The sequence below is a fragment of the Halorubrum rutilum genome (assembly GCF_024494565.1).
The window spans coordinates 66395-87867 of the sequence record NZ_JANHDN010000002.1; the positions used below are offsets into that span (position 1 = coordinate 66395).

24 protein-coding genes, 1 tRNA gene and 1 pseudogene are annotated in these 21473 nt (G+C 72.7%); 8 read left to right on the forward strand and 18 right to left on the reverse strand.

What is annotated here, in order from left to right:
• Nucleotides 1-20: 20 nt before the first annotated feature.
• Together NO900_RS03770 and NO900_RS03775 are read right to left on the reverse strand one after the other, a co-directional pair.
• Nucleotides 21-1079, reverse strand: coding sequence for a zinc-dependent metalloprotease (locus NO900_RS03770; protein ID WP_256407887.1), 1059 nt, complete (start codon nt 1077-1079; stop codon nt 21-23).
• 74 nt (nt 1080-1153) lie between these two features.
• Nucleotides 1154-1453, reverse strand: a complete 300-nt coding sequence (locus NO900_RS03775) for a hypothetical protein (protein WP_256407888.1) — start codon at nt 1451-1453, stop codon at nt 1154-1156.
• 129 nt (nt 1454-1582) lie between these two features.
• Between NO900_RS03775 and NO900_RS03780 the strand changes: the two genes are divergently transcribed.
• Nucleotides 1583-2647 carry a M20/M25/M40 family metallo-hydrolase gene (locus tag NO900_RS03780; RefSeq protein ID WP_256407889.1) on the forward strand — a complete coding sequence of 355 codons (1065 nt, stop codon included), beginning with the start codon at nt 1583-1585 and terminating at the stop codon, nt 2645-2647.
• Nucleotides 2648-2767: 120 nt separating this feature from the next.
• Nucleotides 2768-2842, forward strand: a tRNA-Glu gene (locus NO900_RS03785).
• 75 nt (nt 2843-2917) lie between these two features.
• On the opposite strand, the gene NO900_RS03790 is transcribed toward NO900_RS03785, so the two are convergent.
• The 5 genes and pseudogenes from NO900_RS03790 to dgoD all read right to left on the reverse strand — a co-directional run bounded on the left by NO900_RS03790 (nt 2918) and on the right by dgoD (nt 7125).
• Nucleotides 2918-4081, reverse strand: a complete 1164-nt coding sequence (locus NO900_RS03790; protein WP_256407890.1) for a hypothetical protein — start codon at nt 4079-4081, stop codon at nt 2918-2920.
• Between the two features lie 118 nt (nt 4082-4199).
• Nucleotides 4200-4604, reverse strand: a complete 405-nt coding sequence (locus tag NO900_RS03795) for a helix-turn-helix domain-containing protein (RefSeq protein WP_256407891.1) — start codon at nt 4602-4604, stop codon at nt 4200-4202.
• A 161-nt stretch (nt 4605-4765) separates the two neighbouring features.
• Nucleotides 4766-5095, reverse strand: a pseudogene (locus NO900_RS03800) (inorganic phosphate transporter); the annotation flags it as partial.
• On the reverse strand, nt 5096-5908 hold the full coding sequence (locus tag NO900_RS03805; RefSeq protein ID WP_256407892.1) for an SDR family NAD(P)-dependent oxidoreductase: 813 nt from the start codon (nt 5906-5908) through the stop codon (nt 5096-5098).
• Between the two features lie 62 nt (nt 5909-5970).
• The gene (gene dgoD / locus NO900_RS03810) at nt 5971-7125 is read right to left on the reverse strand and encodes a galactonate dehydratase (RefSeq protein WP_256407893.1); all 1155 of its coding nucleotides are present in this window, start codon (nt 7123-7125) and stop codon (nt 5971-5973) included.
• A gap of 195 nt (nt 7126-7320) precedes the next feature.
• Here dgoD and NO900_RS03815 point away from each other — a divergent pair, with 195 nt between their 5' ends.
• Entirely contained in the window at nt 7321-7962 is a 642-nt protein-coding gene (locus NO900_RS03815) for a bifunctional 4-hydroxy-2-oxoglutarate aldolase/2-dehydro-3-deoxy-phosphogluconate aldolase (protein WP_256407894.1), read from the forward strand.
• A 119-nt stretch (nt 7963-8081) separates the two neighbouring features.
• Here the strand turns inward: NO900_RS03815 and NO900_RS17525 are convergent, their stop codons facing one another.
• From NO900_RS17525 to NO900_RS03850, 7 genes are all read right to left on the reverse strand, one after another.
• The gene (locus NO900_RS17525; RefSeq protein ID WP_256407895.1) at nt 8082-9146 is read right to left on the reverse strand and encodes a sensor histidine kinase; all 1065 of its coding nucleotides are present in this window, start codon (nt 9144-9146) and stop codon (nt 8082-8084) included.
• Nucleotides 9147-9219: 73 nt separating this feature from the next.
• On the reverse strand, nt 9220-10011 hold the full coding sequence (locus tag NO900_RS03825) for an HpcH/HpaI aldolase family protein (RefSeq protein WP_256407896.1): 792 nt from the start codon (nt 10009-10011) through the stop codon (nt 9220-9222).
• Nucleotides 10012-10069: 58 nt separating this feature from the next.
• Entirely contained in the window at nt 10070-11167 is a 1098-nt protein-coding gene (locus tag NO900_RS03830; RefSeq protein ID WP_256407897.1) for a PAS domain-containing response regulator, read from the reverse strand.
• Nucleotides 11168-11355: 188 nt separating this feature from the next.
• Nucleotides 11356-11769: a Rieske (2Fe-2S) protein gene (locus NO900_RS03835; RefSeq protein ID WP_256407898.1), complete on the reverse strand. Its 414-nt coding sequence runs from the start codon at nt 11767-11769 to the stop codon at nt 11356-11358.
• A 43-nt stretch (nt 11770-11812) separates the two neighbouring features.
• A complete protein-coding gene (locus NO900_RS03840; protein ID WP_256407899.1) occupies nt 11813-12451 on the reverse strand; it encodes a DUF6517 family protein in 639 nt (212 codons plus the stop codon).
• Nucleotides 12452-12619: 168 nt separating this feature from the next.
• The gene (locus NO900_RS03845) at nt 12620-13285 is read right to left on the reverse strand and encodes an AIM24 family protein (protein ID WP_256407900.1); all 666 of its coding nucleotides are present in this window, start codon (nt 13283-13285) and stop codon (nt 12620-12622) included.
• Between the two features lie 826 nt (nt 13286-14111).
• Nucleotides 14112-14483 carry an ArsR/SmtB family transcription factor gene (locus NO900_RS03850; RefSeq protein ID WP_256407901.1) on the reverse strand — a complete coding sequence of 124 codons (372 nt, stop codon included), beginning with the start codon at nt 14481-14483 and terminating at the stop codon, nt 14112-14114.
• 136 nt (nt 14484-14619) lie between these two features.
• Here NO900_RS03850 and NO900_RS03855 point away from each other — a divergent pair, with 136 nt between their 5' ends.
• Nucleotides 14620-15186 carry a GbsR/MarR family transcriptional regulator gene (locus tag NO900_RS03855; RefSeq protein WP_256407902.1) on the forward strand — a complete coding sequence of 189 codons (567 nt, stop codon included), beginning with the start codon at nt 14620-14622 and terminating at the stop codon, nt 15184-15186.
• A gap of 37 nt (nt 15187-15223) precedes the next feature.
• Here NO900_RS03855 and NO900_RS03860 read toward each other — a convergent pair whose 3' ends face one another.
• On the reverse strand, nt 15224-15775 hold the full coding sequence (locus NO900_RS03860; protein WP_256407903.1) for a hypothetical protein: 552 nt from the start codon (nt 15773-15775) through the stop codon (nt 15224-15226).
• A 158-nt stretch (nt 15776-15933) separates the two neighbouring features.
• Between NO900_RS03860 and NO900_RS03865 the strand changes: the two genes are divergently transcribed.
• Nucleotides 15934-16401 (forward strand): hypothetical protein, encoded by a 468-nt coding sequence (locus tag NO900_RS03865; protein ID WP_256407904.1) that lies wholly within the window; start codon nt 15934-15936, stop codon nt 16399-16401.
• Nucleotides 16402-16494: 93 nt separating this feature from the next.
• Here NO900_RS03865 and NO900_RS03870 read toward each other — a convergent pair whose 3' ends face one another.
• Both NO900_RS03870 and NO900_RS03875 read right to left on the reverse strand, forming a co-directional pair.
• Nucleotides 16495-16740: a hypothetical protein gene (locus NO900_RS03870; RefSeq protein ID WP_256407905.1), complete on the reverse strand. Its 246-nt coding sequence runs from the start codon at nt 16738-16740 to the stop codon at nt 16495-16497.
• A gap of 129 nt (nt 16741-16869) precedes the next feature.
• Entirely contained in the window at nt 16870-17307 is a 438-nt protein-coding gene (locus tag NO900_RS03875; protein WP_256407906.1) for a universal stress protein, read from the reverse strand.
• Between the two features lie 232 nt (nt 17308-17539).
• Here NO900_RS03875 and NO900_RS03880 point away from each other — a divergent pair, with 232 nt between their 5' ends.
• A complete protein-coding gene (locus tag NO900_RS03880; protein ID WP_256407907.1) occupies nt 17540-17977 on the forward strand; it encodes a hypothetical protein in 438 nt (145 codons plus the stop codon).
• A 132-nt stretch (nt 17978-18109) separates the two neighbouring features.
• Nucleotides 18110-19660, forward strand: a complete 1551-nt coding sequence (locus NO900_RS03885; protein WP_256407908.1) for a glutamate-cysteine ligase family protein — start codon at nt 18110-18112, stop codon at nt 19658-19660.
• A 104-nt stretch (nt 19661-19764) separates the two neighbouring features.
• On the opposite strand, the gene NO900_RS03890 is transcribed toward NO900_RS03885, so the two are convergent.
• On the reverse strand, nt 19765-20646 hold the full coding sequence (locus tag NO900_RS03890) for a hypothetical protein (RefSeq protein ID WP_256407909.1): 882 nt from the start codon (nt 20644-20646) through the stop codon (nt 19765-19767).
• Between the two features lie 170 nt (nt 20647-20816).
• On the opposite strand from NO900_RS03890, the gene NO900_RS03895 reads away from it, so the two are divergent.
• Nucleotides 20817-21410, forward strand: coding sequence for a class I SAM-dependent methyltransferase (locus NO900_RS03895; RefSeq protein ID WP_256407910.1), 594 nt, complete (start codon nt 20817-20819; stop codon nt 21408-21410).
• The last annotated feature ends 63 nt before the right edge of the window (nt 21411-21473 follow it).

Consider the following 21473-nt stretch of genomic DNA (forward strand, 5'->3'; position numbering starts at 1 on the left):
GTTTCGGAGTCGATCCGGGTTCAGGGGTCGACCCGCGTCAGCCACGCCTCGGGGTCGTCGAGCTCGGCCCCGGTCGGGAGGTTCTCGGAGCGCTCCCAGACCGCGCCGGCGGCCTCGATCCCACGGGCGTCGGCGACGCGGCGGAAGAAGGCGGCGCCCCGCTCGTACTGGCGGCGCTTCATCCCCAGCCCGAGGAGGCGCTGCGCGAGCCGCCGGACCGGGCCGCCGCCCCCGCGGCGCTCGTCGAGCTTGCGCCGCAGGTCGGCGTACTCGCCGTCGAACGCGCGGTCCATCAGCACCTCCGCGTACCCCTCGACCGCGGTCATGGCGGCCTGCAGCTCGCCGAACGCCGCCGAGTCGAGCCCGCCGAGCGTCATCTCGCCCGCCGTCAGTCCCTCCACGCCGCGCTCGACGCGCGATTCGAGGTACTCCGGGAGCCACGGCGCCGCGCCGAACTCGGCCGCGTGCGTCACCTCGTGGAACGCGATCCACCGCCGGAACCGCGGGTAGTCGACGTCGAGCGACGCCGCGACGGCGACGATGTTCGGGTGGACGAAGTAGAGCCCGTGGTCGGCGTCGGGCTCGTCGGCGAGCAGCAGCGGGTCGTACTGGCCGAGGACGTTCCGCGCGAGGAAGCCGAGCGCGAACGCCATCGTCCCGGTGTTGGCGATCCGCGAGGCGTCCCGCGTGAGCGCCGCGGCCGGGTCGTCGAAGCCGTCGGCGCCGCCGGGGCCGCCGAGGCCGTCGAGAGCGCCGCCCGCCCCCGTCCCCGACTGCCCGGTCGCCGCCGCCTCGATCGGCGCCATCACGTTCCGGAACGTGTCGACGCTCGCGTCGATCCAGTGGTGGCGGTTCTGCACCTCGATCGCGTCGGGGACGTCGAACGCGATCCCAGCGACCTCGCTCAGCCGCGCCCGGGCGTCGCGGACGTCGGCGGCGTACCCCTCGCGCTCGCCGGCCGTGAGCGCGAGCGAGCCGGGGTCCGTGCTCGCCTTCGCGGCCGCCGCGGCCCGGTCCCAGTCGACGACGCCGTCGCCGGACGCCTCGGAGACCGCGCGCAGGCTTCGGAGAATGTCCATACGAACGGCAGGGCTGCGCGCCTGAAATCGCTTGCGTCGGGTCGGCGTCGCCGCCGATCGCTCGCGTCCGCCCGTCAGTCGTCGCCGGCGATCCCCGACGGGACCTCGTCGTCGCCGCGGAGTCTCGCGACGCCGACCGCGACCGCGGCGAGCGCGGCGAGCGCGAGCAGGAGGCCCGCGATCGACTTCCCTCGGCAGCCGCCGCCGGAGCCGGCGTCGCCCGCGTCGTCGCTCGCGCGGTCGCCGTTCGCGTCCGACGCCGACTCGGTGCCCGCCGCCGGCTCCTCGGCCGCGCCGAAGAGTTCGAACGGCCCGACGTCGACGTCCCCGTCGCCGAGGTGTACCTCCAACAGCGTGAACGATGAGTCGCTCATATCCCGTCGTTCGCGCGGCGACGGTTTAGGCGTGGCGGCGGCGCGGGTCGGCGGGCGCTCGCGGCTCGGGGGAGCGTTCGCAGGGCTCAGATCGGCGGTTTCTTGCCGGCCGCCCCGTCACTCCCGACCATGCACGAGAGCGGCCGGACGTTCCTCGACGACCTGCTCGCGACCGCCAGCCCCTCCGGGTTCGAGGCGGCGAGCCAGCGGGTGTGGACCGACTACGTCGGCGAGTTCGCGGACGACATCTCCGTCGACGCCTACGGCAACGCCGTCGCGGTCAGCGAGGGCGCCCCCGACGCGCCGGCGATCGCCCTGACGGGCCACGCCGACGAGATCGGATTCATCGTCCGCGACGTGCTCGACGACGGGTTCCTTCGGATCGCCCGGATCGGGGGCTCCGACCGCACCGTCTCGAAGGGCCAGCACGTCACGGTCCACGCCGACGAGCCCGTGCAGGGCGTGATCGGCCAGACCGCGATCCACCTGCGGGATCAGTCGGACGACGAGTACCAAGAGATCGCCGGGCAGTTCGTCGACGTCGGCGCGACCGATGCCGAGGAGGCCCGCGAGCACGTCGAGGTCGGCGACCCGGTCACCGTCTCGACGGAGCCGAGGGAGCTGGTCGGCGACCGGATCGCCGCCCGCGGGATCGACAACCGCACGGGGACGTGGGCGGCCGCCGAGGGGCTCCGCCGCGCGGCCGAGCGCGGCGTCGACGCGACCGTCTACGCCGTCTCCACGGTCCAGGAGGAGGTCGGGCTCCAGGGCGCTCGGATGGTCGGCGTCGACCTCGACGACGTGGACGCGTTCGTCGCCGTCGACGTCACGCACGCCACCGACAACCCCGACGTGGAGACCGAACGCCGCGGTCCGGTCGAGCTCGGCGCGGGCCCGGTGGTCGCCCGCGGGAGCGCCAACCACCCGTCGCTCGTCGCGCTCGCGCGCGACGCCGCGGCCGACGCGGGCGTCGACGTCCAACTTCAGGCGGCCGGCACGCGGACCGGCACCGACGCGGACGCGTTCTACACGGCGCGGGGCGGCGTCCCGTCGCTCAACGTCTCGATCCCGAACCGGTACATGCACACGCCCGTCGAGGTCGTCGACCTCGGCGACCTCGACGCGGTCGCCGAGCTGCTCGCCGGCGTCGCCGACGGCGCGGCCGACGCGGCCCCGTTCGCGGTCGACGTCTGAGCGCCGCCTGGCACCGCCGCGACCGGGAGCTGAGCCACGGTAAACCGGGGCACGGCGCCGTCGAAGCGGAACTGTTTTACAATCTCCTGCCGTATCTGATGACGCGTCGAACGGACGTGCGCTCTGGTGGTGTAGTCCGGCCAATCATATCACCCTCTCACGGTGATGACCTGGGTTCGAATCCCAGCCGGAGCACTTCTGTGACGACCCGACCGGTGAGCCGCCGCGCCGTTCTCGCGGTCGGCGATTCAGGGTATCTCGGAGGGTCGTCTATTCCAGATCGGCGACGATCCACGGCTTCTCGTCGGGGTCGTACTCGCTCATCGCCCCGCTGTGGCTGCGCGTCTCGGGGGCGAGGACGCCGACGTGTTTCAGCTGCTGAACGAAGTTGAAGAGGACGTTGTTACGGACCGCGTCCCTCCAGACCGACGGGTCCCGATAGAGGCGGGCGGTCTTCCCCCGCTCGATCAGCTCTCGAGCGCGAGTCGCGCCCCGCGTCGTGCAGAACGCGCTCAGGAAGACGTTCGGATACTCGCGGACCAGCCGCTCGACGAGGTCGAGGAAGTGGATCCGAGGGCCCTCCTTGCGGAGCGCGTCGAGCAGCAGGCCGAATTCCGGGTGCCTGGAAAACGAGTTCCGGAGGAGCACCGCGAGCGGCGGGTGGACCTCGGCGACCGTGCTCCGGCCGACGTCCGCCTTCGCCAGCCGGAGGTCGTCGAGTTCCTCGACCCCGTAGCCCCGGAGCACCGTCGCGGCCAACTCCCCCTGCGAGGTCAGGTCGCGGGGCGAGCCGAGCGCGAGGAGACCGAGCGTCCGCGCGCTCGCGACGGTCTCGTCACTGGCGCCGAACCCGTACTCGTCGGCAATGACGTCGACGAGCTCGTCGCGCGCGAGCGGCCCGTACCGGTCGAGGGCGACGACCGGTGCGAGGTAGTTCAGCGGCTGCGCGAGGCTCAGCGTCGTGATATCGCCGCCGAACGCGTTCCCGCGGAGCCGGACCGACAGCTGTCCCTCGATGTCGGCGACTTCCTCGGTCGACTCCGCGCTCGGCGGATCGCTCCACGATGTCTCTCCGTCGGCGTCGACGCCGATGACGCCGACCCCCTTCGACCGGAGCAGGTTCGCGTGGGTCGCCACGGCTTCGCCGTCGCCCGCGAGATAGGAGACGTGCGCGCCCTGCTGGTAGGTCATCGCCTGTCCGATGCCGCGGAGGAGGTTCCGCTCCCCCTTCACCTCGATCGCGAACACCCGGTCCGCGTCGGTGAAGCCGAGCACGTCAGGGTACCGCCCACGGATCGCGATCTCGTGGCGGCGGCACCGGTCGAGCACGTCCGCGTACGTCCCGCTGTGGGCCTCCGGCACGTGCACCAGCGGCTCGTAGTTCCGCTCGTCGAGCGCGGTCACCACGCGGTCGAACACCGCCGGCTCGTCCATGGGGGGCCGTGTGCGCCGCGGGCAATAAGCGGTTCTCCCGTCGGGCGTCGCCTCTCGGTGACTCGACTCCCGCCCGCGACGCGGTCGGTGACCGCCGAACGCGACCCGACCGCCGCCGTCAGCTCTCCGCGGCCGACGCCGATCCCTCGGTCCGGTCGTACTTCTCCTCGAACTCCTGAATGAGCTGGCCCATCTTCGCGTACCAGTCGTTGAGCATGCGCTGCATGTCGTCGGCGACCTGCTCCGGGTCGGTCGGGCGGTAGACGTGGTAGTACCCTCCCTGGTCGTAGTTCACCTGCTCCTTCTGGATGAAGCCGGCCTGGAGGAGCCGCTGCACGGCGCGGTAGGCGGTCGACCGCTCGCGGTCGACCGCGTCGCCGATCTCGTCGATCGTCAGCGGCGCCTCGGCCCGGACGAGCTCCTGAAAGACCCGCCTGTCGAGCTGTGTGAGCCCGTGGAAACACTCCAGTAACCCCTCACACGCCATGTCCCGCTGGAGCTGTTCGGACATCGAGTCTGGCATTTTACTGTCGAGTCCGTACGCGACGCGCCGTTAAAATGTTTGTGTATAGAACGCACAATTTCGCGCCAACGGGCCGGGATCGCAGAGGGGGACGCCCGCGGTCCGCGGTCGCTTCGCCGACGGTTGTCCGAGGCGAGCGCCGCGCGGTCGCCCCCGGGCGGTCACAGGAGCCCGACCGCGACGGCGTACGCGAGCGCGAACGACAGGCCGAACGACCCGGCCCACGCCCCGATCGTCACGAGGATCTTCCGCGCGTCCACCGCGTCCCGCCCGCCCACCGCGGCGCCGCTCCCGATGATCGCGCTGACGACGATCTCGTTGAACGAGACCGGCACGCCGAGCAGCACCGCCAGCTGGGCGATCAGGAACGACGGGACGAGCGCGGAGATGGAGCGCCGCGGGCCGAGCGACGAGTAGTCTTGGGCGAGCGACTTGATCATCCGCGGCGCGCCCGTCCACGACCCGGCGAGCATCCCCAGCCCGCCGCCGACTCACCCGTCCCGGCGGTAGGCGAGGTAGCGCTCGTCTTCCATCACCTGCGACCGGCCGCCGTCGACGAGGACGCTCTCGCCAGTGATGAACGTCGCGTCGTCGCTCGCGAGGAACGCCGCGAGGCCGGCCACGTCGGCGGGGGTGCCGAGGCGACCGGCCGGGTGGATCGCCTCCGTGTACCCGTAGTCGTCGCCGAGCTCCTCGCGGGTGCGGTCGATCTCGATCCAGCCCGGGTTGATCGTGTTCACCGTGATCCCGTCCGGCCCGAGCTCCAGCGCGAGCGCGCGGGTCATCCCGTTGATCCCGGCCTTCACCGCGTTGTACGGGAACAGCCCCGGCATCGTGAGGAAGGCGTGGTTCGAGGAGGTGTTGAGTATCGTCCCGCCCGGGGGCATCTCCGCGGCGGCGTGCTTCGCGCACAGCCAGTACGCCCGGAAGTCGGTCTCGACGACGAACGCCCAGTCGTCGGTCGTCGCCTCGCTCGCGGTGGTCTCGGTCTGGACGCCCGCGTTGTTCACCAGCACGTCGATCTCGCCGTACTCGGCGACGGCGTGGTCGACGAGCGCCTCGATCTCGGCCGGGTCGCGCATGTCCGCGCGGACGAACGTCGCCTCGCCGCCGGCCGCCTCGATCTCGTCCGCGACGGCGTTGCCGTCCCCGGCGGAGCGACCGGTCACGACGACCGCGGCGCCCTCGGCCGCGAAGCGACGGGCGACGCCCGCGCCGATCCCCCGGGTGGAGCCGGTGACGACGGCGACCCTGTCGGCGTGTCTCCCCTCGACCGCGTTCTCGGTCGGATCGGTCGGTGGCATACCGGGAATGGCGTCGCCGCCCGTCAAATAGTCACCGTCCGTCGGCGGGGCCGCCCGACCGCCTACCACTCCGCGACGCTCCCGTCGGCGTGGCGCCAGACCGGGTTGTGCCAGTCCACGTCCCGCTCCGCCTGCTCGCGGACGTGCGCCTCGTCGACCTCGATCCCGAGGCCGGGCGCGTCGGGGATCGCCGCGTACCCGTCCTCGTAGTCGAAGACGGACGGGTCGGCGAGGTAGTCGAGCACGTCGCTCGTCTCGTTGTAGTGGATGTCGAGGCTCTGCTCCTGGATGAAGGCGTTCGGCGCGCAGGCGTCGACCTGCAGGCAGGCGGCGAGCGCGATCGGGCCGAGCGGGCAGTGGGGCGCCAACGCCACGTCGTACGCCTCGGCCATCGCGGCGATCTTCCGCACCTCGGTGATCCCGCCCGCGTGCGAGAGGTCCGGCTGGATCACGTCGACGGCGCCGTCCTCGAAGACCTCCTTGAACTCCCACCGCGAGTACATCCGCTCGCCCGTCGCGATGGGCGCCGTCGTGTGCGCGGCGATGTCCGGGAGCGCGTCGTTGTGACCCGACAGGACGGGCTCTTCCACGAACATCGGGTCGTGCGGATCCAGCGCCGCGACGAGCCGCTTCGCCATCGGCTTCGAGACGCGGCCGTGGAAGTCGACGCCGATCCCCACCTCGTCGCCGACCGCCTCCCGGACCTCCCGCAGGCGCGTCGCGGCGGCATCGACCGTGGCGGGGTCGTCGACCCGCTCGATCTCCTCGGTGGCGTTCATCTTCAGCGCCGTGAACCCCGCCTCGACCCGCTCGCGGGCCTGTTCGGCCACGTCGGTGGGGCGGTCGCCGCCGATCCACTGGTACACCCGGATCCGGTCGCGCGCCGCGCCGCCGAGCAGGTCGTGGACGGGGACGCCGAGCTCCTTCCCCTTGATGTCCCACAGCGCCTGATCGACGCCGGCGATGGCGCTCATCAGGACCGGGCCGCCGCGGTAGAAGCCGCCGCGGTACATCGCCTGCCAGTGGTCCTCGATCCGCCCGGCCGCCTTCCCGAGCAGGTAGCTCTCGAAGAGCTCCTCGACCGCGGTCTTCACCGTCTTCGACCGCCCCTCGACGACCGGCTCGCCCCACCCGACCGTCCCCTCGTCCGTTTCCACGCGTAAGAAGAGCCACCGCGGCGGCACCTCGAACAGCTCGTAGTCGACGATCTCGCTCATTCTGATCCCGTGGCGCTACCCCGCGGGCGCCGTTAGTCGTTTCGGGCGGCAGTGGGTCTTCGGGCGACGCGGGGGGATACAGTTCGGGCGACGATGCGACCGCGCCTCGGTCGGCGGCGAGGCCGTCGGCCGCGGCGACGCGGCCCCTCGCGGCGAGCCGGCCGCTTTATGAGGACCGCCCTCCCGGGTAGTCGCATGCACGCACGACGAGTCGAGCGGATCCGCGAGGGCGGCGTGATCGCGATCCTCCGCGGCGTGGCGCCGGACGCGGCGGTCGACGTCGCGGACGCGGTCGTCGACGGCGGCGTCACGGCGCTGGAGGTGACCGCGGACACGCCGCGCGTCGCGGAGACGATCGGACGGCTCGCGGACCGGTTCGACGACGTCCTCGTCGGCGCCGGGACGGTGCTCGACGCGGAGACGGCCCGGGCCGTACAGCTCGCGGGCGCCGAGTTCCTCGTCACGCCGACCGTCGACGAGGGCGTGATCGAGACCGCGAACCGCTACGGGACGCCGGTCGCGACCGGCGCGTTCACGCCGACGGAGGCCCTCCGCGCCTACGAGGCCGGCGCCGACTTCGTGAAGGTGTTCCCCGCCGCGACGGGCGGCCCGGCGCACGTCGCGGCCCTCGGCGGGCCGCTCCCGCAGGTCCCGCTGGTGCCGACCGGCGGCGTCGGCCCGGAGAACGCCGGCGACTACGTCGAGGCGGGCGCCGTCGCCGTCGGCGTCGGCAGCGCGATCGTCGACGGCGACGCGGTCGCGAACGGGGAGTACGCGGCGATCGCCGAGAACGCGCGGCGGACGGTCGACGCGGTCGCGGCGGCCGGGGGGCGGTAGGTCGCCGAACCGGGTCACTCCCGTCGACTTGCGGTCGGCCCGCGGTCGGCCCGCGGTCTCCCCTCAGTCAATCCGCGGTCGGCCCGCGGTCTCCCCGCGCGGTCGCCCAATTCCACCGCTCAGGACCCCTCGACGGTCGGTAACGCGATCCGGACGACGGTCCCGGTCGGCTCGTTCTCTAGCAGCTCGAACGTGCCGCCGGCGGTCTCGACGGTCCAGTAGATGATCCAGAGCCCGAGCCCCTGCGTGTGGACGAGCGGCGTCTCCGTCGGCCCCTCGACCGCGTCCACGTCGAACTGGGGGATCCCCGCCCCGGTGTCGGCGATCTCGACGACTGCCGCCCCGGACCGATCCGTGCTGAGCGTGACGGTCACGGCGGCGTCGCTCGGCGTGTGCTCGGCCGCGTTGCGGATCCCCTCCTCGATCGCCGTCGGGAGCGCCGGGTGCGACCGCACGCGCGGGTCGCCGTCGAACTCCGTCGCGATCAACGTCTCGGGATGCGCCGCCCCGACCGCCTCCGCCCGCTCTTCGACGAGCGTCCGGAGGCGGAACGTCTCGCGCCGGTCGGTGTTCCAGATGGAGACGATCTCCCGCGTCCGGTCGGTCGTCTCGACGAGGCGCTCCAGGTGCGTCCGCGCGGTTCGCACGTCGTCGTCGGTCTCCGGGCCGTGGTCGCGCCGTTCGACCCTGTCCAGGGTGCCGAGCGCGACGGTGAGCTCGTTCCGGAGGTTGTGTCGGAGCACGCGCTGGTTGATCGTCAACAGCTTGGTCAGGTCGCGGGCCTCGTCGAGCCGCTCGTCGGCCTCGACGGCGTGCAGCCCGCCGCGGACGCCGACCGCCGACCCGAGGCTCGTCGCGAACGCGAGGAGGAAGGTGAACTCCGACGGGTCGCCCTCCAGCGCCCAGATCAGCCAGACCGCGAGCGCGAGGAGCGCGAACGAGCCCGCCACGGCGGCCGCCAGCCGCAGCGCGCGCCACTTGCCCGACCGGGAGACCGGTCGGTTCGGGAGCCCGTACCCGGTCCCGACGACGAGGAGGGCGATGGCGCAGATCACGAACGCCTCGAGCGCCGTCCCGATCCCCTCGCCCTCGGTGACGAGGTGCGCGAGGCCGAGGCCGAGACAGAAGGCCCCGAGCGCGTACACCCCGTGTTGGGGACGGACCCGATCGCGTGAGAACGACACGGCTGGTCATACGAAGGGGAATGTAAAGGGTTTCGCCACTCCGCCGGTCGCGGCCGACCGGGGCGCCCTCGGCCTACGCGTCGCCCTCGTCGCCGTCGAGCCAGTCCGCGGCCGCCGTCCTGAGCGCGCCGGTCGTGCTCCCGAGGGTCAGCAGCTGGTAGCCGTCCGCGGCCTTCTCGTCGGCGTCCGCCGCGTCGAACGCGAGCCCGCCGACCGGCACGCCGGCGGCGATGGCCTTCGACCGGACCGTCTCCACCGCCTCCCGCACCGCCGGGTGATCGGTCTCGCCAGGGTGGCCGAGCGAGACCGACAGGTCGTACGGCCCGACGAAGACGAAGCCGAGCTCCGGGACGGCGAGGATGTCGTCGAGGTTCGCGACCGCCGCCTCGGTCTCGATCGTCGCGCCGACGAGCGTCTCCGCGTCCTCGGTCGCGAGGTAGTCCTCGCCGAGCCCCCAGCGGCGGGCGCGCGGCGCGGCCAGCCCGCGGTCCCCGGGCTCGCCGTCGTAGTCGAAGCGCGCCGACTTGACCGCCGCCCGCACCTCGTCCGGGCCCTCCACGCGCGGGAGGAAGACGTTCCGCACGCCCAGGTCGAGCGCCTTTCGGACGAGCGTCGGGTCGGCGCTCGGGAGCCGCACGAGCAGCTCCGTGTCGGTCGCCTCGGCCGCGCGGAGCAGGTCCTCGAACCGGCCCGCGTCCCACGGGTCCGGCCCGCCGTGTTCGAGGTCCAGCCAGACGACGTCGAGCCCGAGGTCGCCGTAGAGCTCCACGAGCCGCGGGCTGTAGGCGTCTTCGAGCACGCCGAACGCGACGTCGCCCTCGTCGAAGGCGGTCGCCAGGTCGTTGGTCGACGGTGAGTCCGTCATCGGCCTCGGTTCGACCGCGCCCCGGATACGTCTGCCGACCGCGTCGGCCGCGGGCCGGTCAGCGCTCGCGGGCGATGACGAAGAACCGCTCCGCCCCGCGGAGGTCGACCTGCGCGACGTGCACCTCGACGGGGAGCGTCGACCCGTCGCGACGGCGGTAGCGTCCCCTGAGCTCTCGCATCTCGCCGGGCTCCATCTCGGCCCACGTGCGCCTCGCTTCGTCGGGGTCGAGCGACTCGTCGACCTCCCAGACGCGCCTGCCGAGGAGCTCGTCCGCCGCGTAGCCGAGCTCGTCGCACAGCCGGCGGTTGGCGTCCACGATCCGCCCGTCCGCGTCGTGGAGGTCGATGAGGTCGGGCGACTGCTCGAAGAGGATGTCCAGCTTGGCGGCCTTCGCTTCGAGCTCCGCCTCGCGCTCCTTCCGGTCGGAGATGTCGCGGACGATGCAGACGTGCCCGCCGTCGTCGAGGCCCGCGAGCGAGAGCAGCTTCGGGTAGACGCTGTCGTCGACGCGCTTCCCGACGGACTCGTCGGACCACGGGTCGTCGGAGAGCGAGGGGATCACCTCCTCGCGGAGCCGCTCGGCCTCCTCCTCGGGGACGGTCGTCGCCCAGGGCTCGCCGATCAGGGCCGCGGGGTCGACTCCGTACAGCTCGGCGTACGCGTCGTTCATGTCGGTGTAGCGGCCGTCCGGGCCGATGACGGCGATCCCCTCCTCGGAGGCCTCGACGGCCCTCGCCCAGAGGTCGGCCTCGCGCTCCGCCCGCCGCCGCTCGACCGCGTTGACGATCCGGTTCGCGAGGAGCTCGAAGTGGTCGGCGCCGCCGCCCTTCTGCAGGTAGTCGGTGACGCCCGCGGAGATGGCGCTGCTCGCGACGGCCTCCGACCCCTTCCCGGTGAAGAGGATGAAGGGGAGGTCCGGTCGCTCCGCGCGGACGGCTTCGAGGAACTCGATCCCGTTCCGGTCCGGCATGTCGTAGTCGGAGACGACGCAGTCGAACTCGCCGGTCGCGAGGGCGTCGAGCCCCGCCTCGGTGTCGGCGACCGACTCCACGTCGATCCGATCCTCGATGCGCGCGAGGTACGTGGCCGTGAGCTCCGCGAACCCCTCGTCGTCCTCCGCGTGGAGCACTCGGATCGACGTTTCTCCGACCACGGTGTGCCATGAGAGTCAAAGGACTTAGTCGCTACCCCCCGCCGCGATCGTCGCGACCGCGTCGCGGCCTTAGTCGCGGCCCGAGGGGCGGGATCACTCGGGAGGGGGAAGAGGAAGGGAGGAGAGGGGCTGCCCCCGGCTGACGGCGGACGAGGGGCCACTGACGGGAGCCGACCGAACGACGGCGATCAGAGCGACAGGTGCGAGGTCGACCCCGGGTCGCCGTCGTCGGTCCCGCCCTCGTGTCGGAACGAGTAGCCGTCGTCGGTCAGGTAGACGGCGCCGTCGCCGACGGCGACCTCGACGGCCCGGAGCGTCGTCCCGGCCGCCGGACCGTTGTCGCAGTCGCCGGAGCAGGCGTCGAACAGCGAGCCGTGTCGCGGACAGATCACCTCGCCGTCCCGCATCGGCACGCCGTCGCCCGTGTCGAACCGCTGGCTCTCGTGGGGACAGGTGTTGACCCACGCCCGGACCCCGGGCGGCTCCTCGCAGGGCACGAGGACGACCTCCCGGTCGTTCGTGAACCGGTCGGCCGCCGTGAAGCGGTAGGACCCGCGCTCGGTGACGGTCTCGACGTCGGTCAGCCTCGTCCCGTTCGGCATCGGGCCTGTCAACGGGCGCTCCGACCTAAAGCGCCGGGGTCGGCTACGCGTCCCGCGCGACCGCGCCGAACGGCGCGTCGCCGTCCGCGCCGTCCGGGGAGACGAACACGGCCGTGACGGCGTCCTCGCCCGCGCGAACGCGGGCTCGCCGCAGGCTTACCGCCCCGCCGTCGGCGGTCGCGGTCGCCGTCTCGACCGCGGCCTCGCCCCCGAGCATCGGCCGCGACCCCGCCGTCTCCCGGCCGGAGACGTCCGCGACGCTCAGCCCCGTCGCCAGCTCGACGACGCGGGCGTCGCCGAGCTCGGTCACCGGATCTCGAACGACGTCGAACCGATCGATGACGGTGACGGCCGGCGCGGTGACGACGCCGAACCGGCGCCCGTCGTCGGCCTCGTAGCCGCGTCGGAACGCGGTCGCGATCACCTCTCGGGTGCTCGTGAGCTCGACGTCCCCGGAGAGGTCGACCCTGACCGTGACCTCCAGCGTCGTCTCGGTCGAGAGCGTCTCCGCGTAGCCGCCGCTCGACGCCGCCGGCTCGGGGAGGTACGCCGGTTCGGTCGCGCTCGCCTCGATCGGCTCCCGCTCCTCGGGGAGCAGTCCGCAGCCGGCGGTCGTCGCCAGCGCGGCGACCGCGCCGGTGAGGACGGCGCGCCGCGAGCGGGGCGCTCGGCCGCCGGTCATCGGTCGTCGCCGTCGCCGTCGTAGCGGTTCGGACCGCCGGGCGGTCGGGCCGGCACTCCGGTCGGGACGAGTGCGCCGATCACGCCCTCGGGTTCGTCTCCATCGACAAAACGCTGTGGTCGGCCGGGGACCGCGGCCCCTCGGGAGCGCTCCGCGCGTCGCCGCCGGCTACGCCTGCGTGACCGACCCCTCCTCGTGCGGCTGGACGACGACGAACCCGTCGGAACCGGTGAACTCCATCTGGAACGACTCGCCGGAGGTCTGTCCGACCTCGATGAGCTTGTTCGTCTCGATGGACGGCGAGAGGTTGGCGCTCCACGCCACGGTGGCGTCGGGGTCGGTGAACACCGGCGGGGTCATCACCAGCGGGTCGCCGTGCGTCGAGATCGCGACCTCGCCCGGACCGGTGAGGAACACGTTCGTCAGGCCGCCCGCGGCCATCCCGGAGAGGCTGCCGACGGTGTTGATCTCGTAGTCGACGTCGGCGTCGAACGCCAGGACGTCGTTGCCGTTGACCGAGACCGACTCGCCGTCGTCGAGGTTGAGCACCTGTACCTTCTTGCTCTGCTCGGCGGCGTACAGCTGGCCCTCGCCCTCGGCCTCCATGATCGGGGTCCCCTCGCCGCTGACGGCCTCCTTCACGATCCCGGTGACGCCGCCCTCCGCGGAGGCGCGGCCGGTGAAGGTGAGGTTGCCGGTGTACGCGACCATCGCGCCGGCCTTCAGCATCACCGTCCCGGAGACCGGAACGCGCAGCAGCCTGTTGTTCGCCTTCTGGAAGCCGGTGCCGTCCGCGTCTGGCGCGTTCGACCGCGTGAACTCGTCGAGGTCCATGCTCGCACGAACGATCGTTCGGACGACACTTGTGAGTCGCGGAGGGTAAAACGCGATTTTGAGCCTGTCGAGCGCCGTTCAGACGGGTCGTCGTGCGAAGCGATCGGTCGAAGATTCCTCTGGGCCGATGATGAGAGCGGCCGTCTCAGCTCGTCGGTAGCGACACGGCGAGCAAACAATCGTAGGCGACGCTCACTCACAGACAGCCGATGCGGTGGCGCGCGGCTCCGAGCGGCCGCCCTCGGCGGCCGCGAAGGAGCGCGTGCGAGGGAGTCGCTGGCGCGGAACGCGCCAGCGACAGGGCGAGAGCGAAGCTCTCGCTTGCAACCGGACGTAGTCCGGCGACGAGGCTGGGGAGGCGTGAGGTGCGGTCGCGGTGCGGGGCGGGACTCAAAGGGGCAGCCACGAGGCGGGCGCAGGCGACGTAAGCAGGGTGGCGCTACGCGCCATGGGCAGCCGGCGGCTTTGCCGCCGGCGACACCGCAACGAGAGAGCGAACGAAGTGAGCGACCGAGTGCGGAGCGCAGCGAGCGTGCGCCCGCCTCGTGGCTGGGGCTTTGTGGGTGTTCTCCGGGGTAGAAACGACGTAGTGCCGAGCGGCTGGGACTTTGGACGACTTCACCACACCAGCGTCAACCCCGGATCACCGGGGAATCGGGACTTTGGAGGCGCTCGTCACAGCGCCCTAACTACTCAAAAAATATCGATAACGACACTAGCCGTCGGATATGGCGACCGCTCGACGAACTCGATACGCCTGTCCGCGCGGCGCCGTGTTCGTACCGAACTCGGTCGATCCGGGTCGAACTCGCGGCGTCCGGGTCCCTCAGGACCCGTCGCGTTCCGTCGACGAATCGTCGGACGAGCCGCCGAAACGCACGACGAGCCGCTCGGTCGTCGGGGCGTAGACGGTCATCTCCGTCCCCTTCTCGGAGTACCAGGTCTTGACCGGGGCGATCAGCTCCGCCTCGCAGAGCCGGTCGAGGTGGTACGTCACGTTCTGGAGGGACGCGTCGACGTCGGCGGCGACGTCGGAGGCCGTGCCGGGCTCGTCCGTGAGCGCGGCGAGGACCCGCTGGGCGGTGTCACACGAGAGGGCGCGGAGGGCGTCGGTCGGCTCGTCGCGTCCGATGACGACGTCCGTCTCCTCTCGCGGGGCGTGGTCGACCGTCGGCTGGTGTGGAAACGCGCTTGCCATGGGCTTGGAGGGTGAGCGAGGTATTCGCTCTGTTCGGTTCAAGCCGAACGAATCAAACGATTTAATACTTACGAAACGTCTACGTCGCGTATGGCCGTTCGACACGCTCACCGGTCCGCGCGACGGGGGCACCCGTATGAGTGAGGACGCCGCGGTCGCCCGCGAGCGCGTCATCGAGTCGCTCGAACAGTCGGCCGAGGTGTACGGGCTGAGCCGCAGCGCCGGTCGGATCTACGGCGTGCTCTACTTCGCGACCGACCCGCTGTCGATCCCCGAGCTCGTCGAGCGGACCGGGTACGCGAAGTCGACCGTCAGCAACGTCACTCGCACGCTCACGCGGGTCGGGCTGATCCGGCGACGGTCCTCGGACGGCGGCGGGCGGCGGGTCCGGTTCGCCGCCGAGCGGGAGGTCTGGTTCATCGTCCAGACCGTCTTCCGGCAGTACGTGTCCCGCGAGCTGCAGACCACGCACCGGGAGATCCGACGCGCGGAACGCGGCCTCGACGACGCCGAGGACGCCGACGACGCCGAGGACGCCGAAGACGCAGACGACGCCGACGGGACAGACGACGCAAACGGCGTCGAGGCCGAGCGGATCCGCGAGCTCCGGGAGACGTACGCGGACCTCCAGGAGATCGTCGAGCTCGCGTCCGACCTCTCCGCCGCGGAACTGCGGGACGCGCTGGAGTCCTACGAGCGGTAGCGCTCGCCGGTCCCCGCGTCCTCCCGATCGAACGCCCCTACCAGTACACCGCGTACGTGCACTCGTCGCCGCCCTCTCGCCGGCAGCTCGATCCGACCTCCTCGATGAAGACGAACGAGTCGACCGGGGCGTGTTCCCGCGCCACGCCGCGGATCAGCCCGCGGTCGAACGGGCACGGGTACGGCGTGTGACACGTCACCTCGCCGGTCCGGTCGTCGACGCGCTCGAAGCGGTACTCGCCGACCTCCCCGCCGCGGTGGTTCCGGCGGTAGGCGTCGTCGATCCCGCGGAGCCCGGCCGGAACGGTATCCGACTCGTCCGGCCAATCGGCGACGTCGGGGAGCTGCTCGCCGAGCCGGTCGAGGACGTGCGGCTGGAGGTCCGCCGCGATGGTCTCGAACGCGTCCAGCCACGCCTGCTGCGGGTACCACTCGTCGGGCGCCGGATCGCGGATCCCCGCCTCCGCGAGCGCCGCGAGCGCCCGGTCGCGGTACGCGTCGGAGAACCGACCCATCCCCTCCTCGACGACCGACAGGACCGTCCGACCGTTCACCTCCGCGTCCCGGTCGAACGCCTCGTACGGAGTCATGCTGCGCGTCTAACGAGTTCGGGGACATAAACCCAACACATCGGACGACGGGCGGACGGACGCCGCGACGCGGCGCGGCGGTCGCGACGGGCGCCCGTCCGAGAAGCTTCATCTTATCTGACAAAAAGGTAATACGGGTGGGGACGCCTCGTGAGTCCATGGTGAAGAGCACGGTCCGGTTTCCCGAGTCGGTCGTCGGCGAGATCGAGTCGCTGGTCGAGGAGGGCCAGTTCGAGAGCAAGTCCGAGTTCTACCGGTTCTCGACCGACTACGTGCTGAAACAAGTGCTCGACGACTACGAGCCGGAGACGATCGACTACGAGGAGATCAGGGGGGAGGTGATGCCGCGGGCGGAGCGCGAGCTCGGCGGCGACGCCGACGCGGACCACCCGCCGTTCTTCGAGAGCGTCGCCTTCGTGCGGAAGCTCGCGCTCCGCGGGAACTTCAGCGACGCCGAGGACTTCATCGACCACCAGTACGTGCCGGGCGACCGCCACGCGGTCGTCCTCGAAGAGCTCCTCCGGCTGTACCGGGCGGAGGCGGCCCCCGCCCCGCGGGGGACCGTTCCGCAGGAGACCGCCCCGGACCGCGAGCCGCGGGCCGCGCCGGACGAGCCGCAGCGCTGATCGGTCGCCGCCTCCTCCGACCCTGCTCGGCTCAGTCGCCCGGTTTCCCCGCTCAGCTGCCTGGATTTCTCGCTCAGCCCCCGGCTTCCTCGCTCAGTTCTCCGACTCCCCTCGGCTCAGTCGCCACCGGAGCGCCGCGGCGACGGCGAGCACCGCCGCGAACGTGACGATCCCGGAGATCAGCGCGCCGCGAGCGCCGGTGACGCCGGCGGTGAACGCGCTCGCCGACGCCCCGCCGCCGGCGACGGCCGCGCCGCCGGCCAGTCCGCCGAACCCGATACAACAGAGGCTCAACAGGCTGACGAGCGACAGCGACCCGAGCAGACCGTCCCCGCTCACGGGCCGGCCCTCCGCCTCCGAACCGAGCCGGGCGCCGGGGGCGGCGTCGGTGCGAACGCGTTCATGCTTCCGGCTCGTCGATCCGCGCGTGAATAAGTGACGGGATCTGGCGCGTCGCGCGTCAGACCGTCACGCCGACGCGGGGACGGAGACGACCGTCGTCGACGCGTCGCGGAGGACCCGCTCCGTCGTGCTGCCGAGCAGGTCGCCCGCGGCGTCGCGCGCGCCGCGGGTCCCCATGACGATCGCGTCGGCGTCGACGTCCTCGGCGTACGCGACGATCTCGCGGGAGGGGACGCCCTCCGCGATCGCGGTCTCGCAGTCGATCTCCGCCGCGGTCGCCTCCGTCTCGATCCGCTCGACGGCCGCTTCGAGGCGGAGGCGCTCCGCCTCGTCGTCGCCGCCGTCGGCCACGCCCGGCGTCCCCGATCGCTCGTACGTCGGGAGCTCCTCGACAACGCCGAGGACGTGGATCGCCCCGTCGGGGGCCGTGACCTCGATCGCGTCGTCCACGGCCGCGAACGCGGCGTCGCTACCGCCGGTCGGGATCAGGGTCGTGCCGTACATGCGGTCGGCGATACGGGCGCGTTTCCAAAGAGAATTACCGTCGTCCGAGGCCCCGCGGAGGCCGCGACGCGTCGCCAGCGCGCGGCGGACGAACTGCCGTCGCCGCGACGGACGCATCACCGTCTCCGTGACGCGCCGTCGTCACCTCCGATCCGATGAACGGCCCGCGAACCGGCCGCTAAAGGGCCAGTAAGATATTTCAGCGTTCAGCTGTTGATCGTTACCAAGCGTCATGGAAGTCGCGGACGACGGATCGGATCGGCCCCGATCCGACGACGATTCACGAGGGCGTCACACGTATCGGACGGACCGGGCCGTCCGCGAGGGCGGTCGGCTCCTCGGCGAGGTCGACGGCGACCGCTTCCGCGAGGTGCTCCTGCGCCACCCGGACGCGTGCGAGGCGTACAGGATGATATCGGGGACCGGATACCGGGACCCGGCGGAGGCGACGGGGAGCTACACCGCGGCGGAACACGCCGGCCGGGTCGAGGCGGACGTCGAGTCGGTCGCGGCGGGACTGATCGACCCCGCCCACACCTGCGTCGTCAGGCTCGACACGACCGGGCCGCAGCTCGCGACGGTCCGGAACGAGGTCGAGCGGGCGCAGGTCGAGTTCGACGTCGACCGGGTCCGGTGGGTGGCGCCGGAGGGGACGGGCTCCGGCGGCTGACCCGACGGCCGGCTCGTCCGCGCCGTACCGGACCGCACGGACCGCACCCCGCCGCGTCCGGTTCCGACGCACCGAGGGCCTTCGTGTCGGCTCGGAGTTACTTTCATGTCGGATTCCGACCTATGCGTGTGTATGACTAGCACGGGAGACGACCCGGTCGAGCGGCTGAAGGGGGTCGCCGACGTCGACGTGGAGGCGTTCGACGCGCGAGTCCGCGAGGAGGCCGACGCGGTCCGGGACCACGTGGACGCGGGGACGTTCGACAACGAGCAGGTGACGACCGGGCTGGAGTACGAGTTCTACGCCGTCGACCGGGAGACGAGGGTGCTCCGCCGGATCCCGCGATCGCTCCTGTCCTGCGCGGGGTTCGACCGGGAGCTCGGGCTCCACAACGCGGAGCTCAACTCCTCCGTCCACCCGTTCACGGGTCGCGGGGTCGACGCCGTCCGGGCCGAGGTCGTCGGGAAGGTGGACGCGTTCCAGCGGCGCGCCGCCGGAGACGGGATCCGCCTCGTGAGCGACGGCATGTGGGCGGTCGGGCCGGCGGAGCAGACGACCGAGGGCTACCTGACCGAGGCCACCCGCGAGGGAGGGCTGACGCTCGGGATCAACGTCAGCAACGGGGTCCGGTACCACGGGTTCGCCAGCGTCGGCGACGACCGGATGATCGGCGGCGAGATCGACGTCCCCGGCGCGCGGATCGACGCCGACAGCGCCGGGCCGGTCAGCCTCACCGCGTCGATCCAGCCCCACTACCAGCCCCGCCGCGCCGCCGCCCTCCCGCGGTACCACCGGGCCGCGATACGGCTCGCCGGGCCGCTCCTCGCGCTCGCCGCGAACTCGCCGTTCCTGCCGCCCGCGCTCTACGACGACCCCGGACCCGACCGCGACCTGCTCGTGAGCGACGGGTACGCCGAACACCGGATCCCGGTGTACGAACAGATGATGAACCCGGCCGGACGCGACCGGAAGGTGAAGCTCCCCCGCGACGTCGACACCACCGGAGCGGCGGTCGAGCGGATCGCGTCCGACCCCGTGCTGGTTCCGGCGGAGATCGAGGCGGCGGGCCGGTTCGACGACGAGTTCGTCCACTTCCGACACAAGCACGGGAGCTACTGGCGGTGGGTCCGCCCGGTGTTCGACGGCGCGACCGAGGAGCGCGCCAGCGCCCGGATCGAGTTCCGACCGGTCCCCGGGCAGCCGACGGTCCCCGACTCGACGGCGGTCCTCGCCGCCTTCGGCGGGGCGATGCGGGGGATCGTCGAGCGCGACCACCCGGTGCTCGACCTCCCGTGGGAGCGGGCCGAGGAGAACTTCTACGCGGCCGCCCGCGGCGGGCTCGACGCCGAGATGACCTGGGTCACGGCCGACGGCGACGAGACGACGGACCCGGAGGAGCTGTACGGCGACCTGTTCGCGGCCGCGGCGGTCGGCCTGGAGGCGCACGGCTGTACGGCGGACCGGACCGCGGCCGCGCTCGCCCCGCTCCGGCACCGGGTCGAGACCGGTCGGACGCCCGCGGGCTGGAAGCGGTCCGCCGTCGAGGTCGCGCTCGACGAGGGCGAGGCGCCCGCCGAGGCGGTCCGGACGACCCAGCGCGCCTACGTCCGACTCCAGGGGCGGACGCTCTACGACGGGTCGCTCGCGGACTGGCCCGACCCGGAGGCGGTCGTTCACGTCTGAGTCGGGGGCCGGAGGCGGGGGAGGCCGGCGCGTGGGCGGCGACCGAGACCGGCGGCGTTCGGGACCGGAGTCGCCGCGACGCGCCGCCCCGGCCGCGGGACGGATCAGCCGCGTCGCACCGCGATGTCGGAGTAGCCGCAGCCGTCACAGGAGAGGGTCTCGCGGGCGCCGAACCGGTACGCCGACAGGGCCGCCCCGCAGCGCGGGCAGGGGTCGCCCGCGGCGAGCGGCGGCGCGTGGCGGACGCCCGCGACCACGAGCCGGACGGCGAGCTCGTCCCCGGCCGCCTCGTCGACCGCGCCGCCCCAGATCACGTTGGCGTCGGCGCCGATCCGCTCGCGGACCGCCGCGATCGCGTCGGTCGCGGCGGCGACGCTCGTGGCCGGATCGACGACGACGTCCACGAGGACCGCGCTCGCGTCGGTCGCGTCGACCCCGGTCGGGAGTCCGTCGAAGGCCGCCGCGACCGCGCCCCCCGGCGCGTCGCGGTCGGCGGTCCCGGTTCCCAGGGCGGCGACGCCGGCCGAGAGCACCGTCTCGGCGTCGGTGAGGTCGAGGTTGACGAAGCCGGGCTCCTGGACCGTCGCGAGGAACGCGCGGACCGCCGGCTCGACGGCGTCGCCCTCGGCGAGCAACGCGGCGTCGACGGCGTCGCGGACCGCCGCCAGCGCGTCGCCCTCGGCCGCGACCGCGGGGACGACCGCGACCGCGAAGGCGTCGAGGGCGGCGAGCGCCCGGAGCGTCTCGGCCGCCTCGCCGTCCTCGCCGACCTCGTCGGGGTCGAGGGCGACGACGACGGCCGCCGGGGGCCTGGGGGCGGCCCCCGACGCGTCGGCCGCCTCCGCGAGGAGGTCCTCGGCCGACGCGTGCCTGGCGTTCCGGAACGACGCGCCGGCGAGCCGGTCGGCGTACGCGCCGAGGCCGCAGACGACGACCGAGCCGCCGAGGGCGTCGGCCGCCTCGCGCAGGTCGTCCCGGTGGGTCATCCGAGCGGGCCGTTTCGACTCCGGCGACAAACCCCTTCGCACTCGCTCGCGGCCGGGGCGACCGACCGCGGGCGGTCGCCGCCGGCGGGACGCTCCCGGCGAGACGTACTGAGCGGGACGCCGCCGGCCGGATCCCAACCGCTAAGCCCCGCCGACCGCGACCGACCGGCATGGAGCGCTTCCGGAACACGGGGCAGCCGGACTGGGACTGGTGGGGACGGATCTGGCCGACGCCGGGCGACACGCTCCGGCGGCTCGGCCTGACGCCGGGCGACCGCGTCGCCGAGATCGGTTGCGGCAACGGCTACTTCGCCCTGCCGGCCGCGCGGGTCGCGGCCCCGGCGTCGGCGTACGCCGTCGACCTCGACGAGTCGCTGCTCGCCGAGCTGGAGGGGCTCGCCGACGTGCAGGGGATCGACAACGTCGTCCCGGTCCGCGGCGACGCCCGCGACCTCGCCGACCTCCTCCCCGAGCCGGTCGACCTGGCGCTGCTCGCGAACGCCTTCCACGGGGTCGACGACCGGGCCGCGTTCGTCGAGGGCGTCGCGGCCGCGCTCGCCGCCGACGGGCGGTTCGTCGTCATTAACTGGCGCGACCGACCCCGCGAGGAGACGGCGATCGCCGGCGAGCCGCGCGGCCCGCCGACCGAGTTGCGGGTGGGGCCCGAGGAGACGCGGCGCGCGGTCGAGGGCGCGAGCGACCTGCGGCTCGCCCGCGAGGTCGATCTGCCGCCGTTCCACTACGGGCTGGTCTTCGAACGCTGAGCGGCGGGCGCCGCCGCGGCCATGCAATCGCTTTTTGTCCGGGCGGACCCGAGTCGGCGTATG